12 protein-coding genes are annotated in these 16,684 nt (G+C 66.9%); 8 read left to right on the top strand and 4 right to left on the bottom strand.

Translation table 11 applies throughout. The features are described 5' to 3' along the window. The 7 genes from B3446_RS09700 to B3446_RS09670 form a co-directional block, all read left to right on the top strand. Positions 1-638, top strand: a 638-nt coding sequence (locus B3446_RS09700; RefSeq protein ID WP_291380472.1) for a chloride channel protein, incomplete at its 5' end; no start/stop codon positions are given. A gap of 15 nt (positions 639-653) precedes the next feature. Further along, positions 654-2,921: an FdhF/YdeP family oxidoreductase gene (locus tag B3446_RS09695; protein WP_291380470.1), complete on the top strand. Its 2,268-nt coding sequence runs from the start codon at positions 654-656 to the stop codon at positions 2,919-2,921. Between the two features lie 219 nt (positions 2,922-3,140). Then, entirely contained in the window at positions 3,141-4,595 is a 1,455-nt protein-coding gene (locus B3446_RS09690; RefSeq protein WP_291380468.1) for a peptidoglycan recognition protein family protein, read from the top strand. Positions 4,596-4,621: 26 nt separating this feature from the next. Further along, positions 4,622-6,646, top strand: coding sequence for a C1 family peptidase (locus B3446_RS09685; RefSeq protein ID WP_291380466.1), 2,025 nt, complete (start codon positions 4,622-4,624; stop codon positions 6,644-6,646). A 22-nt stretch (positions 6,647-6,668) separates the two neighbouring features. Continuing rightward, complete coding sequence (locus tag B3446_RS09680; RefSeq protein WP_291380464.1) at positions 6,669-9,488, top strand: PAS domain-containing protein; 2,820 nt, start codon at positions 6,669-6,671, stop codon at positions 9,486-9,488. Between the two features lie 26 nt (positions 9,489-9,514). Beyond that, the gene (locus B3446_RS09675; protein WP_291380462.1) at positions 9,515-11,179 is read left to right on the top strand and encodes a CHAT domain-containing protein; all 1,665 of its coding nucleotides are present in this window, start codon (positions 9,515-9,517) and stop codon (positions 11,177-11,179) included. A gap of 33 nt (positions 11,180-11,212) precedes the next feature. After that, positions 11,213-12,544, top strand: coding sequence for a hypothetical protein (locus tag B3446_RS09670; protein WP_291380460.1), 1,332 nt, complete (start codon positions 11,213-11,215; stop codon positions 12,542-12,544). Between the two features lie 13 nt (positions 12,545-12,557). Here B3446_RS09670 and B3446_RS09665 read toward each other — a convergent pair whose 3' ends face one another. The 3 genes from B3446_RS09665 to B3446_RS09655 form a co-directional block, all read right to left on the bottom strand. Next, positions 12,558-13,334 carry a fused MFS/spermidine synthase gene (locus B3446_RS09665; protein ID WP_191576386.1) on the bottom strand — a complete coding sequence of 259 codons (777 nt, stop codon included), beginning with the start codon at positions 13,332-13,334 and terminating at the stop codon, positions 12,558-12,560. 114 nt (positions 13,335-13,448) lie between these two features. Further along, complete coding sequence (locus B3446_RS09660) at positions 13,449-13,868, bottom strand: universal stress protein (protein WP_291380457.1); 420 nt, start codon at positions 13,866-13,868, stop codon at positions 13,449-13,451. Between the two features lie 14 nt (positions 13,869-13,882). Beyond that, positions 13,883-14,875, bottom strand: a complete 993-nt coding sequence (locus tag B3446_RS09655) for a TerC family protein (protein ID WP_291380455.1) — start codon at positions 14,873-14,875, stop codon at positions 13,883-13,885. 148 nt (positions 14,876-15,023) lie between these two features. Here B3446_RS09655 and nhaR point away from each other — a divergent pair, with 148 nt between their 5' ends. Continuing rightward, positions 15,024-15,953, top strand: a complete 930-nt coding sequence (gene nhaR / locus B3446_RS09650; protein WP_291380453.1) for a transcriptional activator NhaR — start codon at positions 15,024-15,026, stop codon at positions 15,951-15,953. Here nhaR and B3446_RS09645 read toward each other — a convergent pair. Continuing rightward, a complete protein-coding gene (locus B3446_RS09645) occupies positions 15,928-16,428 on the bottom strand; it encodes a DUF2501 domain-containing protein (RefSeq protein WP_291380451.1) in 501 nt (166 codons plus the stop codon). The two genes, nhaR and B3446_RS09645, sit on opposite strands and share 26 nt — an antisense overlap. Between the last annotated feature and the right edge of the window lie 256 nt (positions 16,429-16,684).

The raw sequence follows: 16,684 nt of genomic DNA, 5'->3' as shown, positions 1-16,684 counted from the left end.
ACGCCGTACCCGCCATGCAGATCAACGCAAGCCTCGTGGTTTGGGCGATCGCCGCCGGGCCGCTGTTCGGATGCGCGGCCCACGGCTGGCAGCGGCTGACCGCCGCGGCGCGCGCCCAGGCCGCCCGGGGCTGGCAATTGCCCGTGGCCTGCCTGGTCAACTTCACGCTGATCGGCCTGCTCGCGATCTATCTGCCCGCGCTGCTGGGCAACGGCAAAGGGCCGGCGCAACTGAGTTTCGACAACGAGCTGACCATCGCCCTGGCCGCCACGCTGGCCGTGATGAAGGTGGTTGTCGTCGCCTGCACGCTGCGCGCGGGCGCGGAGGGCGGTCTGCTCACCCCCGCCATCGCCGTCGGCGCATCAATGGCCGTCGTGTTGGGCGGCCTGTGGAGCCTGGCCTGGCCTGATTCGCCGCCCGGCGCGTTTGCCGTGGTGGGCGCGGCCGCCTTCCTGGCCTCGTCGATGCGCATGCCGCTCACCGCGGTGGTGCTGATCCTGGAATTCACCCGGGTCGACCAGGCCTTTCTTGTCCCCATCATCGTGGCCGTGGCCGGCTCGGTGCTGACCAGCCGCTATTTCGCCGCCCGCGGCGCGCGGCTTGCCGACGCCCCCGCCGCCGCGCGCACTGCTTCCTGAAATCCGGAGATCCGCATGTCCCAAGGCAAACCCACTGGCATCCACCGCTACGACGCCCCGGCGGGCGGTTGGGGCGCGTTGAAGGCGACCGCGCAGGCGGTGGCCAACCAGATGCGCATTGCCGAGGCGCCCGTGCTGCTCTTGCGCACCAACAAGCCCGACGGCTTCGATTGCCCCGGCTGCGCCTGGCCCGACAAGGCGCATACGTCCACGTTTCAGTTCTGCGAAAACGGCGCAAAGGCCGTCACCTGGGAAGCCACCCGCAAGCGCGTCACGCCCGAATTCTTTGCGGCGCACACGGTGACCGAACTGCTGACCTGGACCGATCACGACCTGGAGAACGCAGGCCGTCTGACCCATCCGCTGGCGTACGACGCTGCCAGCGACACCTATCAACCCATCGAATGGGACGCCGCGTTCGCGCGCATCGGCCAGACGCTGGCCAGCCTGCCGGACCCGGACATGGCCGAGTTCTATACGTCGGGCCGCGCGTCCAACGAAGCCGCGTTCCTCTTCAGCCTGTACGCGCGCGAATTCGGCACCAACAATTTCCCCGATTGCTCCAACATGTGCCACGAGGCCACCAGCGTCGGACTGCCCAAGGCCATCGGCATCGGCAAGGGCACGGTGTCGCTGGACGACTTCGACAAGTGCGACCTCATCATCTCGATGGGGCACAACCCCGGCACCAACCATCCGCGCATGATGGGCACCCTGCATGAATGCGCGCGCCGCGGCGTGCCCATCATCGTGTTCAACCCGCTGCGCGAGCGTTCGCTGGAGCGCTTTGCCGATCCGCAGGACCCGATCGAGATGGGCACCTTCGGCTCCACGGCCATCGCCTCCACGTACTACCAGGTCAAGGTCGGCGGCGATGCCGCCGCGCTCAAGGGCATCATGAAGGCGCTGATGGACGCGGACCGCGACGGGCGCAACACGCTGGACCACGAATTCATCGCGCGGCACACCAACGGCTACGAGGCCTTCGCGCAGGACCTGGACGCCACGAGCTGGACCGACATCGAACAGGCCAGCGGCCTGCGCCGGCGCGACCTGGAGCTGGTGGCTGAGGCCTATGCGCGCGCCAACGCCACCATCGTCACCTACGGCATGGGCATCACCCAGCACGAAAAAGGCACGAGCAACGTGCAGCAGATCGCCGCGCTGCTCTTGATGCGCGGCAACTTCGGCAAGCCGGGCGCGGGCATCTGTCCCCTGCGCGGGCATTCGAACGTGCAGGGCAACCGCACGGTGGGCATCACCGAAAAGATCGACAACACCATGTTCGACCACGTCGAGCAGACCTTTGGCTTCCGGCCTCCCAACCGCACCGGCCATGATGCAGTCGAAGCCATGAAGGCGATGGCCGCGGGCCGCGCCAAGGCGTTGATCTGCCTGGGCGGCAACTTCGCGATCGCGCTGCCCGACACCGAGGCCTGCGAGCGCGGCATGCGGCAACTGGATCTGGCGGTGCATCTGAACACCAAGCTGAACCGCTCGCACCTGTTGATCGGCAAGGCATCGATCATCCTGCCGGTGCTGGGCCGCACGGAGAGCGACGTCCAGGCCGGCGGCGCGCAATCGGTCACGGTCGAGGATTCGATGTCGATGGTGCATGCCTCGCGCGGCAAGCTGGCGCCTGCCTCACCGCACCTGCGTTCGGAACCGGCCATCATCGCCGGCATGGCGCAGGCGACCCTGCGGAGCAGCCGCGTCAACTGGGCGCACCTGATCGAAGACTATGACCGCATCCGCGACCTGATCGAAAAGATCTACCCGGATTTCCGCGACTACAACGCACGAATCCGCATCCCCGGCGGCTTCCGGCTGCCGCTGCCGCCCACCGAGCGCATCTGGAAGACGGCGTCGGGCAAGGCGGAGTTCATTCCGTTCGCGGGTTTGCGTGAAGATCCGGACATCGTCGAAGGCAACATCCTGCGGCTCACCACGCTGCGCAGCCACGACCAGTACAACACCACGATCTACGGCATGGATGACCGCTATCGCGGCGTGTTCGGCCGGCGGGACGTGCTGTTCATGAATGCCGCCGACCTGGCGCGCTACGGCATTGCGCACGGCGACGAGGTCGACATCGTCACCAGCCTGCCAGGCCAGACGCACCGCCGGCTGCGGCTGACGGCGATCCAGCATGACATCGCGGCGGGCTCGGTCGGCGCCTATTACCCGGAAGCCAACAACCTGTGCCCATTGGATTACCAGGACTCGGCAAGCGGCACGCCCAGCTACAAGTCGATTCCGGTGCGGATTCAGAAAGCAGCCTGAACGCCGCAGCATGCGTCCCGGCCGCCGCGTCTCATCCCTCTGGAGGAGTGCAAGCGGGGCCGGATGATGCGTAAGCACCATTGCAAATTCAAGGATTAATACTTTCGGCTACTAGCAAGGCGGATGAGGTCCGCATATATATCCCTGCAATGGGCGCCGCATCATCGTCGTCATGTCGTCTTGCCAAGAACACCCGCGCCCGTTCCCAGGAGACCATCGATGGCACGATGTCCATTCGCGACGTGGCGGCCCATATCGGGTTCGTGCGGGCCTCATCTTGGCGGCCCCTTCAAGATCGTCCATCACACCACCGAGGGCAGCACCGCGCAGGGTGCGATGGACGCGTTCCGCCGCAACCGCTCCGACCCCCACTTCACGGTCGACGCCACCACCATCTTCCAGCACGTCGACACCGCCGAAGGCGCGCGGGCGCTGCGCAATGATGCGGGCGGCGTGCAGACCAACCGCGATTCGGCAGTGCAGATCGAGCTGGTGGGATTCGCGCATCTACCCAAGGACAGCCGCGCGCTGACCAACGTGGCGCGCCTGTGCCGCTGGATCGAGGAACAGCACGGCATCCCGCGCAAGTGGCCGTCCGGCCGCCCCTTGCCTGCCAAGAACGGCAAGGATCCCGGCGGCCACAACCGCGACCCCGCCACCTGGGATTCGGCCAGCGGGCATTTCGGCCACTGCCACGTTCCCGAAAACTCGCATTGGGATCCCGCTTATTCCGCGGCGGAAGCGGACTTCATCCTGGCCGCCACGTTTTCCGAGGACGGCGCGCTGGTATCGCCCGCCCCGCCGCCGCTTCCGGCCGCGCGCCTTGCATCCAAAAGCGCCGCGCCCACCTCGACCATGCCGGACCACGGCGTCAACGCGGTTGGTATCCACGGCTACCTCAACGACCTGGCGGTGCAGACCCTAGAGCCGCCCGGTATGCCCGTCGCGCGGCGGCGCGCGTCCGCCAAGCGTTCTGGCGCCGTCTTGCGTGCCGGCGCTGCGGGCAAGACCGCCCGGCAGACGCCGCAGGCCAGCATCAACGCCGGCAGCGTGCTGTCGTTTGCGGCAGGCCTGCAGGAGCAGGAACGCGGCGACGTGCTGTATTCGCTGCAGCTGGCGCAACGCGCGGCCAGCGCCGCGCACGACAGATTCACGCAGGCGCAGGCCTGGTATCAGACCTACGTGGAAGTGCTGGAGAACCTGGGGTGGACCAGCGGGCAGATGAGTTTCACCCATCACGAGGAAGACGAGCGCGAGTTCCGCATGGACCAGGTGGCCGTCGACCTGCTGCTGGCCGTCGCGCGGCGCGATCAGCTGGCGGTGCTGGACCAGGCCGTGACCGCGCTGGGCCAGCTGGGCGAAGACGACGACACCGTGAAGCTCTTCGACTTTCACGCGTCGTCGCAGTCGGGCGGCAACTTCCAGTTGGGCGCGGTGCAGCGCGATCGCGGCGGCGGGCTGTCGATGGCGCTGGGCGCCTACTACTTTCGCGCCGTGGACAGCCGCAAGCGTTTCCTGTTTGCGCAGTGGGGCGCGCGCCAGGTGAATTTCTGGGCCTGCGCGCAGCGCCTGACGCTGAACGCCGCCCTGTATGAACAGCTGCGCGACGACGTGCAGGCCAAGCTGGCCGCCGACGCGCCGCGCTACATCGCCAGCTTGAAGCTGGCGTCCTAGCCGGCCGCCGGCATTGGGAGAACGACATGGCGACCCGAAAGGCGGCAGCGCGCACGGCGGCCAAGCCCGCGGCAAAGAAGAAGCCCAAGCGCGTGGCGCAAGCGTCCGCTTCGGCGCCTGACGATCCGCCCGCGAAGACCCGCAAGCGCCGCAAACAGGATGACGCCCCCGCCGCGCGGCTCTTTGAACGATCCGCCAAGCCCGATGCCTTCGACGCGCGCGACATCCTGTTCCGGCCGAACATCTCCGTCACGCCCAAGGCAGAGATGATTCCCGTGATGGGACTGACGGTAAAGCACCAGGGCGAAACGTCGGCCTGCACGGGGTTTGCGCTGTCCACGGTGGTCGAATACCTGCTGCGCAAGTCCGAGCGAGACACGCGCCCCGCAATCTCGCCCTACATGCTGTATTCCATGGCGCGGCGCTACGACGAGTTTCCGGGATCGGTCGACGACAGCGGTTCCAGCCTGCGCGGCGCGTTGAAGGGCTGGTTCCGGCACGGCGCCTGCGCGCAGGGTCTGTTCCCCACCATCGACATGCCGCCTGCCGCCAAGCGCCCCGAAGACGACTGGTGGCTGGACGCCGTGAAGCGGCCGTTGGGCGCCTACTACCGGATCGACACGCGCAGCATCGTGGAAATGCACGCCGCGCTGAACGAGGTCGGCATTCTGTACGCCAGCGCGGGCTGCCACGACGGCTGGGACGACGGCCACGGCGTCACGCCGCACGACGACGAGCCCACGCCCGTCACCCGGCCGTTCTGGGTCATTCCGACCACCGGCCAGGACATGGCGATGCAGGGCCACGCCTTCGTCATCGTCGGCTACACGCAGGACGGCTTTCTGATCCAGAACTCGTGGGGCGAGGAATGGGGCACGCATGGCATGGCCGTGCTGACCTATGACGACTGGCTGCGCAACGCGATGGACTGCTGGGTCGTGCAGCTGGGCGTGGTCACGCACGAGCACGAACGGATCGCCAACAGCATCAGCCTGCGTACGGAAGGTCAGAAGGTGACGCTGGCGGCGGGCAAGGTGCTGCGCGACCGCGAGCTTACGCCCTTCATCGTCAATGTCGGCAACAACGGCAAGCTCAGCAATAGCGGGGCCTTTCGCACCACACAGGACGATCTTCGCGCCATCGTGGATGTGCACATGGGCGCGGCGCGCGAACGCTGGAATCTGAAAGACAAACCGATGGATGTCTGCGTCTACGCGCATGGCGGCCTGGTCGGCGAGAACGACGCGGCCGAGGCCGCCGCCGAATGGATTCCGCTGCTGTACGACAACCAGATCTTCCCCGTCTTCCTGATGTGGGAAACGGACTTCATCAGCACCGTGAAGAACATCATCCGCGACGCGGCGAGCGACGTGCCGCGCACCACCGGCGGCATCGGCGAGCGGCTGGAACGCTGGTGGAACCAGCGGCTTGAGCGGTGGCTGGCGCGCCCCGGCACGGTGATCTGGGGCGAGATGAAGCAGAACGCCGAAGCCATGAGCGAGCCGGCCATCAATGGCGGCGAAGAAGCCGCGATGATCCTGCTGTACAAGCATTTCAAAACGCACGTCGCGCGCGGCCGCGTGCGCCTGCACATCGTGGGCCATTCGGCGGGCGCCATCGTCGCCAGCCACTTCGTCAAGCGCCTGACCGCGGACGGCGGGGAGCTGGAATCGCTGAGCCTGATGGCGCCTGCCGTCACGATGAAGACCTTCCAGGACCTGGTCGTGCCGCACCTGGGCAGCCGCGTGAAGCGCTATCAGCAATTCCATCTGTCGGATCGCGCCGAAGAAGACGACCCGACCTGCGGCCCCTATCGCCGTTCGCTGCTGTACCTGGTCAGCGAATCGTTCGAGGGCGGCACCACCACGCCGCTGCTCGGCATGGAACGCTACTTTCGCGAGGCCGCCATTCCGTGCGATGCGGTCCACGTCTCGCCGGCCGGCAGCCCGTCCGCCACCGCCCGCGTGGCGCCGGTGGCGTCCAGCACGCACGGCGGATTCGACAACGACAAGGGCACGCAACAGCAGGTCATCGCGTTCATCAAGCGGTGACCGCGGGTGAAGAGGTCTTGTCATGACAGAGATGGAACCCTATCGCGACGCCCCGGCGCTTCCCCGGGACGCGGCGCTGCGCGAGTTTTCCCTGTTTGGCGAGCCCGCGGAGGTTGCGCGCGTGCTGTCCCAGGTCGGCGTGCCTTGCCTCGTGCTGGCCGCCACCGGCGAGATCGTGGCGGCCAGCAGCGTCCTGCCGCTGGCGCGCGATGCGCTCGTCGGCCGCCACGTCAGCCAGGTCTACGGCCTTGCCAAACCGCTGCGCATGGGCGACGGCGCCGTTGACGTCGTGTATCGGCGCCCTGGCGGCGCGCGCGTGCCCGCGCAGCTCATCCCGCTGTGCACGCTGGACAGCGGCGAACTCATCGTGCTGGTCAATGACGGCTCGCCGTTCCGCGACGCCGAAGCCCACCGATTCGAGCGCACGCCCTACGCGGTGTTCCGCCTGGACCTTCAGGGCGTGATCCGCTTTGCCAACCCCGAGGCGGCGCGCACGCTGGGCCTGCCGCGCGACGCGCTGTGCGGCACCCGGCTGGCGGCGCATTTCCGGCCGTCCGACGGCGGACCGGTGCAGCGCGCCATCCTGCGCTGCATCGAGGACACGGAAGGCGATGCCATGGTCGCCGTGACCATTGCCATCCCCGTTCCGGACGACGCCGACCGGCAGTTCGAGCTGGTCATGACGCCCGATCCCGCGCCCAACGGCCAGCTGCTGGGCGTGATCGCCGTGATCCAGTCGCGCACGCTGGAGTCCGCGCGCGACGAAATCCGGCGCATCGCGCTGGACCCGGCGATTGGCGGCTGGCGCGCGAAGCTGGACCGCATCCTGGAACAGATTCGGCGCCTCATCCCGTTCGAACACGCGGTGTTCGGCATCTACGGCAACGACGTGTCACTGTTTCGCGCGATCGCCGTGCGCCCGGAAGGCGTGGAACTGTGGCCCGCACGCTGGATGGACCTGCCGCCCACGATACGTGCGTTCCTGGATTCCGGCCGGACGTGGGTCGACGAGATCGGCGCGTTCGTCCGCGAGAACATGCCCGAGCCCGGCAACGAGATCGTGCGCTGCTACCAGGACCTGGGCATCGAGGCCTCGGTCACGCTGCCCGTAACGCGCGCGGACGGCTACAGCTCGGCGCTCAGCCTGTGCTCGCGGCAGCCGGGCGCGTATGGCGAGCGGCATCTGGAGATGCTGCGCACCCTGGACCTTGAGCCCGTGCTGATGCGCTTTGAAAAGGAACGCGACGACGAGCGCGCCGAGTTCGCGGATTCCCTGCGGCGCAAGGTGATGGCCGCCGCCTCGCTGCGCCACGCCGCCGACGAGATCATCGCCCAGCTCTCGCAGCACTTCTCGTGGGAACATGTGGCGCTGTATCGCGTCAACCGCCAGGACAACCGGTTCGAGGTCGTCACGCAGCACAGCCTGGCGCCGGCGTACGCGCTGCCCGCCGATTACAAACAACCCACCGACAAGGGCATGCTGGGCGCCACGCTGGCGCAGGGTTGCCTGCTGGCGGTGGACGATATCGGCAATCCCATTTACGCGCAGCACGGCTATGGCGGCCCGAAGCGGCCGCTGCGCTCGGCCATGACCGTGCCCATCCATCTGAACGGCCGGATACGGTGGCTGCTGGACGTGGAGTCCTCGGTTTCGCATGCGTTCAAGGGACCGGATATCGACGACCTGATGCAGATCATCGCGTCGCTGGAAGAAGGCCTGGCCCAGCATCTGCTCAGCCAGACCAAGCAAAGCCTCATGGCGGAAACCGAGCAGGCCGTGGTGTTTGTGGGACGCGAGGGCGCCGTCATCGAGATGAACCGCGTGGCGACCGACATGCTGGGCGCGGAACCGCGGCGCGGGCGCACCTTGACCGAATCGCCGTCGATCACCGACTACGCCATCGCGGGCGACGAGGCGACGCTGGGCGTCTTGACCTCCACCTTTACCGTCAAGCGCGAGCGCATCGAGCTGCTGGACAGCACCGGCCAGCCGCGCTCCGTGCTGGCGACACGGACCGACCTGGATCCCAGTCTGGACATGTCGATCTGGTTCTTTACCGACATTGCGGATCTGGGCTGGGCGCGCGACCTGCGTTATCTGCGCGAGACCGTGGCCGAAGTGGCCCGGCAGACGCGCACCTCGTTGTCGCTGGCGTGCAGCCTGACGTCGCAGACGGTCCTGCTGCACGACGACGCCCGCCAGGGCACGCCGGCAGATGTTGTTGCGGCACAGGCGCAGGACCTGAGCCAACGCATCGTGGCCGAGATCGGCAAGGCCGACATCACGTTCGAGCGGCTGGCCGGCGCCAGCGAATCGCGGCGCCGCACGCGCGCCACGCACAGCGATGTCGAACTGGGCGCGCGCCTACAGGAGGTGGTGACCGCCTTGCCTGCGCGCGATCAGCGCCGGATCGCGTTCACGAACCACACGGCCTCGCGCGACGGCCCGACCGTGTCCGGCGATGCGCAGGCGCTGGCTGCGGCCTTCCGGTCGATGATCGATTACCTGCTGCGCTGCCGCAACGCGGACGACGCCCGCGTCACGGTCGACCTGGACACCGGGCCGGACGGCTGCGAGATCCGCTTCGGCCTGAGCGAGGCGCAAGTGTGGGAGTCCGACCCGCCGGTGCACGCCGTGCCCGACGATGCGCTGCTCAACGCCGAACGCGCGGCGCACGACGGCGCCAGCATCGCCATCACGCAGATCCAGGAAACGGTGATCGACCACGGCGGCGCGCTTGTCACCGACCCGCCGCTATCGGATGCGCCGCCGCAGGCCTACGAGTCCGTCACGCCGCCGTGGCGCGCGTTCACGCTGATCCTGCCGCTGCGGGCCGGCTAGGCCATCGGGATCATGGAATCGCCATCATGGAACACGACGCCGCCGGACCGAATTTCATTCTGCTGGCCAGCATGAACGACGAGCACGAGGACGACTGGGCCAACAACCTTGCCCAGTTGCATCGCCTTGTGCAGCAGTATCCCGCGATTGCACCGTTCGTCGGCGCGGAGCTGCGCCGCCGCACGTCGCTGGAAAGCGCCAAGACGCAGCTCGAATCGTGGGACATGTCCACGCCCCGCATCGAACCCCGGCTCGTCATCATCGACGCCCGGCTCGGCTCCACGGCCAGCAAACGCGGCAAGCCCGGCGCGGCAGCCGTGGAACTGCTGGAATGGATCGCCGCGCGCTCGACGGTCCCGCTGCTGGTGCTGGCGGTCGACCCGCCCGAACTGGTGCAGCGCTATGTGCTGGAACGTCCCCAGGTCTTCATGTGGACCAACGATGCGAAGGCAAACGTCAACAGCGGCGCGGAAGTCGCCACCGTGCTCACCTGCCTGACGCCGCTTGCGCCCAAGCGCCGGCGGCGGCTGATCATTCGCGTGGGCGAGCACTCGATCACCTACCGCATCCAGATGGGGCGCCACGAGTATTCGTCTCAGGACATGCCGTACAAGGAGCGCGACCGCATCTCGGCGCTGGTGGGCCGTATCGAGACCTTCAGTCCCTATCTGGGCGAGACCAAGGCGCCCCAATGGCTGAAAGACCTGAGCGGCGTGGGCGAGGACGTCTTCAGCGCCATGGTCACCCATAGTCTGGGCGCGCCGGTCGCCAAGCTGATCCAGCGCGCGCGCGACGAGGAAGTGTCGCCGGGCGCGGGGGCCTTCGCGGGACTGGACCTGCGCTTCGAATTCAACCTGGCCAGCCAGGAGGTGTCGCGCCTGTTCAACCTGCCCTTTGAGATGGGCCGCGAGTTCGGCGCCGACAGCGGCCGTTACCTGTGCCTGGAACTGCCGATGGCGCGGCGTCTGCATCTGGACGGCACGGCGCCCGCGCCGCGCTGGGAGCCGGACGCGCGCACGCCCGGCCAGCCGGTGCGGATGCTGTTCATGGACGCCAGCTCGGTGTTCGGCACCGTCACCTTCCGGCGCGAGGACGGCGGGCCCGCGCTGCCGGCGATGGAGTTCGGGCCGCTGCAATCCGTGGCCAAGGAGCGCGAGCACCTTGCGGAACTGGCCGCGCGCGCGCCGGGGCACCTGATCATCGACCACGTGCGCGCCGCCGATGAAGCGGGGCTCGTGGGCGCGGACCTGCAACGCCGCATCGAAGCGCGTCTGTGCACGGGCAACTACGACATCTTCCACTTCGCCGGCCATTCGGTCTCGGAAGGCGAAAGCACGATGCTGGTGCTGCCCGGCGAAGACGGCGAGGCCTGGCAGTTGTCGATCCGGCTGATCGGCCAGTGGATGGAGGCGGGCAAATGCAAGCTGCTGGTGCTGTCTTCGTGCAGCGGCGCGTCGGTGCGCACCGCGCTGGAGGTCATGCGCGCGGGCGCGGCCGGCGTGCTGGCCTTTCGTTGGCAGGTCGAGGAAGAATCCTGCGCGCGCTACATCCAGCGCTTTTACGACGTGTACCTGGATGCGGCGCAGCCCAAGGACCTGGCGGAGGCCTACCGCTATGCGTGCAAGGCCGCGCAAGGCGACGCGGGCGACCTGCCGACGTGGGCATCGGCAATGGCCATCGTGCGCGACTGAGCGGGCGGCGGCCACGCCGGACAAGGAGCTGACATGGACGGAATATTTGGCATGCTGCGCGGCATCGGCAACAAGGCGGCAGGCGGGGACGGCGTGGGCGCGCTGCTGCCGACCGTGCCTGCGGGGCGCAACTTCTACGCGGAGATCGAGCCGCCCGGCGGCACGCCCGCGCTGGCTGCGGGCATGGACGGCGCCGCCTTCGTGCCCGGCCAGTGCTACTTCAGCGTCCGGCTGGTGGAAATGCGCCTGTGCGACGCGGGCAACTATCTCAGCCAGTTCCTGCCGCTGTGCACGTTCTTTCTGCGGTACGGCGCGGACGGCACGCGGCGCGAGATTCCATACATCGTCGGCTATGACCTCATCCAGCAGGCGCTGGGCGCGGCGGCGCCAGACGCCGGGGCCCGCCGCGTGGCGTTTCGCGATGTCTATGTCGCGCGCAATGTTCCGTATGCCAGCGATGGGCTGGAGATGTACGCGGCGTTGTGCCGCTTCGCCGACAGCAGCCTGTCGCGCGGCATCCTGGATTTCGTGTCCACCGCGGTCACGATGCTGGGCGGCCCGGTGGGCGGCGCCATCGTCAAGACGGGAGAAAGCCTGCTCACGCCGCTGGCCAAACTGTTCGGCACGGACGGCGTCAGCGTGCGATTCGGGGTCTATGATGGCGACGCCCTGCGGCGCAGCGGTTATCGCGTCCTGGCGGGCGCGGATTCGCAGGACAAGCTGTCTGGGCTGCAACTCGTCGACGGCGTGCTGCACCGCCAGAACGGCGCAGGCAAACCGGAGCCGGTCAACGACGTCGACTATCTGGTCCTGGCCTTCGAGCAGCGCGCGACGCTGGGTGCGGACATGTTCGCCGCGGCCACCACGCTGCCGTTCCATCATCTGTGGAAGGACGTCTCCAAAGCGCTGATCGGCAACGACGCCACGGCCGCCAGCGCCGCCTACCAGTCCCTGTTGATCGCCGTGGCGGAATCGCCGTTGCTCATCGACGCGGACCGCTTCGCGTTGCTGACGGCCTATGCCGCGCAGCGCGGCGCGTGGGAGGCCGCGAGCGAGCGATCGGGCCTGCGGACCCGCAGTGGCGGCAAGAGCCTGGCCACCGCGATGACCGACCGCGTCAACGCGCGGGGCAAGGCCGATCCGGTGGCGGAGTTGCTGAAGGCGGCCAAAAAGCACATCACGCCGCCGCCCGTCCCCACAGAAGGAACCGGACCCGCACCAAAGGTGCTGGACGACGACGCCGTCGCGCAGACGGTATCGAACCTGACGAACACACTCGGCGAGAAAGGTGGTGCGCAGACGCCCGGCGCCCTGTCGCGCGCCACCCGGGAGCTGCTGTCCATCATGCTGAGCGATCCGGCATAGCGCAACGCCTGAATTAACGCAGTTCCAGCGTCGCTCCGATCACACGCATCGTCGGCATGAGCTGGCGCCATGCATCCTTGGGCATCGTGGCCGGTCGCGTGAGTTGCGCAGCCGCCGGGTTGTCCAGCAGGTTGCCCTTGCAGGCGAACACGATGCTGTTGGTCATGTCGTCGTCGACCACCTCGAACATCGACGAGCCGAACGCGTCGCGCACGCGGTCCAGGTATTCGTGGTGCATGGGGTGATTGACGTGGAAGTTGATCACCAGGATGCCATCGTCGCGCAGGGCGCGATGGCAGTCGGCGTAGAAGGCGGCGGAACACAGCGCATCCGGAATGCCGCCGGCCACGAATCCGTCCAGCAGGATCACGTCGGCGGCGTCCGTCAGCCCGGCAAGATGCTGCGCCGCATCGGCCTGGATGACCTGAAAGCGCTCGCTGTCCGGCGGCACCATGAAGGCGTCGCGCAACGCGATGACGGCGGGATCGATTTCCACCACCGTGACGCGCGCTGCCGTCAGATAACGGTGGCAGAACTTGGGCAGCGATCCCCCGCCCAGTCCCACCATCAGGATGTCGGCCGGTTCCGGCTTGAACAGCACGAAGCCCATCATCATCCGCGTGTATTCGATTTCGAGCGCATCGGGATTCAGCAGCGACATGCTGCTCTGGATCTCCTGCTGCGTGAAATGCAGGGTGCGCCGGGTGCCGGCATTCTGGATGAAGGGCCGGTGGGGGGCCGCCGGTTCGTCGGAAACAGGCGAATCGGCGGGAACGGGAACGTCGGACATGGGCGCGGGGTGCAAAGCGAAAGATTCGCAGAAGATACCACTGCCGCGCCCCCGCGGCCCGCGCCGCGGTAGCGGCGTGTCAAACAGGCCGGCGCTTCACGACGCGCGGCCGCCTCAGACCAGCATCACCGGACAAGGCGAGTGCGCCAGGATCCGCCCGCTGACCGAGCCCCGGATGGCGTTGATCAGCGGGCTGTGATGATGCGAGCCGATCACGATCGCCCCGGCGTCGATCTGCTTCGCATACTCGACGATCTTCTCCGGCGTGAAGCCGACGAACTCGTGGCATTCGTGGCCGACGTTGGCGGCGCTCAGGATACCGACCACCGATTGCATCGCCTTGCCGCTTTCCTCGTGGTGCCAGGCGGCGATGTCCTCCTTGTCGATGAAGGACTTCACGTCACCACCCACGTCGGGCTCGCAGTGCACCACGTGCACGACGAAATCGCGGTTCAGAAGGGGACTTTCCACCAGAAATCGGGCCGCCGCATCGCTGTGCAGCGACCCGTCGGTGGCGAGAATGATCGTGTTCATGGCAGACCTCCGGTTCAAGACTTCCTGGCTTCGCGGCGCGCGGGCTTATGCGCGCCCCGTCCGGGCATCACCCAGCTTGCGCCCACCGACGCCAGCAGGATCACGCCCACCACCCCAAGCGACCAGTGCACCGGCACGTGGACCCATTGTTCGGCAAGCATCTTGCCGCCGATGATGACCAGCACCGACGCCAGGCCGTACTTGAGATAGTGAAACCGCGCCACCATGTCCGCCAGCAGGAAATACATCGCCCGCAGGCCCATGATGGCGAAAATATTGGATGTAAAGACGATGAACGGGTCGGTCGTCACCGCAAAGATGGCGGGAATGCTGTCCACGGCAAACACCACGTCCGTCGCCTCGATCACGACCAGCACGACGAACATCGGCGTCGCGTAACGCAACCCGTCGATGCGCACGAAGAACGACTGCCCGTGATAGTCCTTGGTGATCCGCATGGTGGACCGCAGAAAGCGCACTAGCGGATTGCCGGCGATGTCCGGCTGGCGGCCCGCGGTGAACAGCATCTTCAGCCCGGTGAAGATCAGGAAGGCGCCCAGCACATAGAACAGCCACGCGAACTGGGACAGCAGCCACACGCCGGCCAGGATCATGCTGATCCGCATGACGATGGCGCCGAGCACGCCGTACAGCAGCACGCGCCGCTGCAATTCCAGCGGCACGGCGAAGTACGTGAAGATCAGCGAGAAGACGAACATGTTGTCCACGGAGAGGGACAGTTCGATGAGGTAGCCGGTGTAGAACTCTAGCGCCTTCTGATGCGCGACCGCCCGGCCCAGGGTGGCGTCCAGATACCACCACATCAGGCCGCCGAACAGCGTGGCAAGCGTCATCCACGCGCCCACCCAGCAGAGCGCCTCGCGCGAGGACACGCGGTGGGCGCGGCGCCCGCCGAACGCATAGAGGTCCAGCGCCAGCACGATCAGCACGAATCCCACGAACCCCGCCCACATCGGCAGCGTGGCAAAGGTTTCAACCCGGTTCATGAGGGGTGCCTCCTTCCATCGCGCCGCGTGCGCCGCGCAATGGGAAAACAGGTACTGCAATCGCACAAACCCAGTCTAGTGCGCGGCGATTCCTCCAACAATCCGCATTATGATGACCCGATAGTCAGATTTTTTGGATTGATCAGCCATGGTCACTCTCAACTACAAGCATCTGCGCTATTTCTGGACGGTCGCGAAGGCGGGCAGCATCGCCCGCGCGGCGCAGCAGCTTCAGCGCACGCCGCAATCGATCAGCGGCCAGATCCAGGAACTGGAATCCACACTCGGCACGGAACTGTTCCGGCGCGCGGGCCGCGGTCTGGAACTGACCGACGTTGGCCGCCATGCGCTGCTGTATGCGGATCGCATTTTCACGATGGGCGACGAACTGCTGGACGACCTTCGCGAGCGGCCGGCTCGGCGTGCGTTGGAGTTCAAGGTGGGGGTGGCGGAGGGTATGCCCAAGGCGATGGTGTACCGGATGATCGAACCGGCCTTGCACCTGGATCAGGACGTGCGGCTGATCTGTCGCGAAGGGCGGTTGCCGTATCTGCTGGCGGATCTGGCGGTGCATCGCTTCGACATGGTGATCGCGGATCGGCCGATGCCGAACAATCTGAACGTGCGGGGGTTCAGCCATCTGCTGGGGGAATGCGGGCTGACGTTCTTTGGATCGCCGGCGTTGCTGGACAGCTTGGTGGGGACGTTTCCGGCGCTGCTGGACCAGGCGCCGTTCCTGTTGCCGGGCGAAGACGCGGCGATCCGGCCGCGGCTTTTGCAATGGTTCGATGAGCATGACATCCGGCCGCGCATCGTGGGTGAATTCGACGATAGTGCGCTGATGAATTCTTTCGGGCAGACGGGAACGGGGCTGTTTGTCGCGCCGACGGCGACGGCGGCCTATCTATGCAAGCAGTATCGGGTGCGCGTGATCGGGCACGCGGCGGACGTGAAGGAGCAGTTCTACGCGATCACGACCGACCAGCGGCTGGAGCATCCGGCGGTGGTGGCGTTGAGCCGTGCGGCGCGGGAGGATATTTTTGGGCGCCCGGCTACAGGAACGACTTCGCGTGTTTGAGGACCTGATCGCATGCCTTGCGGGTGAGTTCCTCTTTCAGTCCGCCGCCGCTCAGGTCGACCGATTTGCCGTCGCTGCCGTTTAGCAGGCCTTGCAGGCCGGCAAGGTATCCGGAATCTGATTTGGCTTTTTGCGTTGAGCCGCCGCCGATCTTGCCCATCAGCTTGTCTTTCAGGGCCGGGGCATCGCCGCCGGCCAGGTAGTTGTTTTTCATGCAGAACTCGAGCACGCCGGCTGCGTTGCCGGCTGAGGCGGGGGTGAGCGAAGAGAGCGGCAGGCTGTTGCCTAGGCCTTGCAGGATGCCGCCTTGGGTTGTACCGCCTTGGGTTGAACCGCTTTGGGCTGAACTGCCTTGTCCCGCGCCTTCCATCTGTCCCTTTACGGCGTCGAGCCACTGAGCGCTGGCGGCGCCTGCGTAGCACTGCGCCGCGATGAAGGCGGCGGCGACGGCTAGATGGCGGAAAGGGATTTTCATGACTTGCTCCTGGTGCGGTGGTGAGTGCGGCCATCGTAGCGGCGTGCTGCTGCGGATCGGCGCGCGGGCAGGGCGTGTAATGCGACAAATGATGTGCTTGCGGCCGCCGTACGCCGTGGGACCGTAGCAATTGCATTCGTAACGTCACGGGTTTGATACCGGTGTGATGGGTGAGGATGTTGAACGTCGGACGGGCGTCTGGGGGCTTCGCGGTTGGTGATCTTGCTGCCACGAGGATCTTCGTAGGTCGCCCGAC

Origin of the sequence: Achromobacter sp. UBA5777 (assembly GCF_002418565.1) — a bacterium.
Classification (GTDB): Bacteria; Pseudomonadota; Gammaproteobacteria; order Burkholderiales; family Burkholderiaceae_B; genus Achromobacter; species Achromobacter animicus.
The sequence above is the reverse complement of the archived record's forward strand: the minus strand, read 5'-3'. Positions and strand labels throughout refer to the sequence as shown.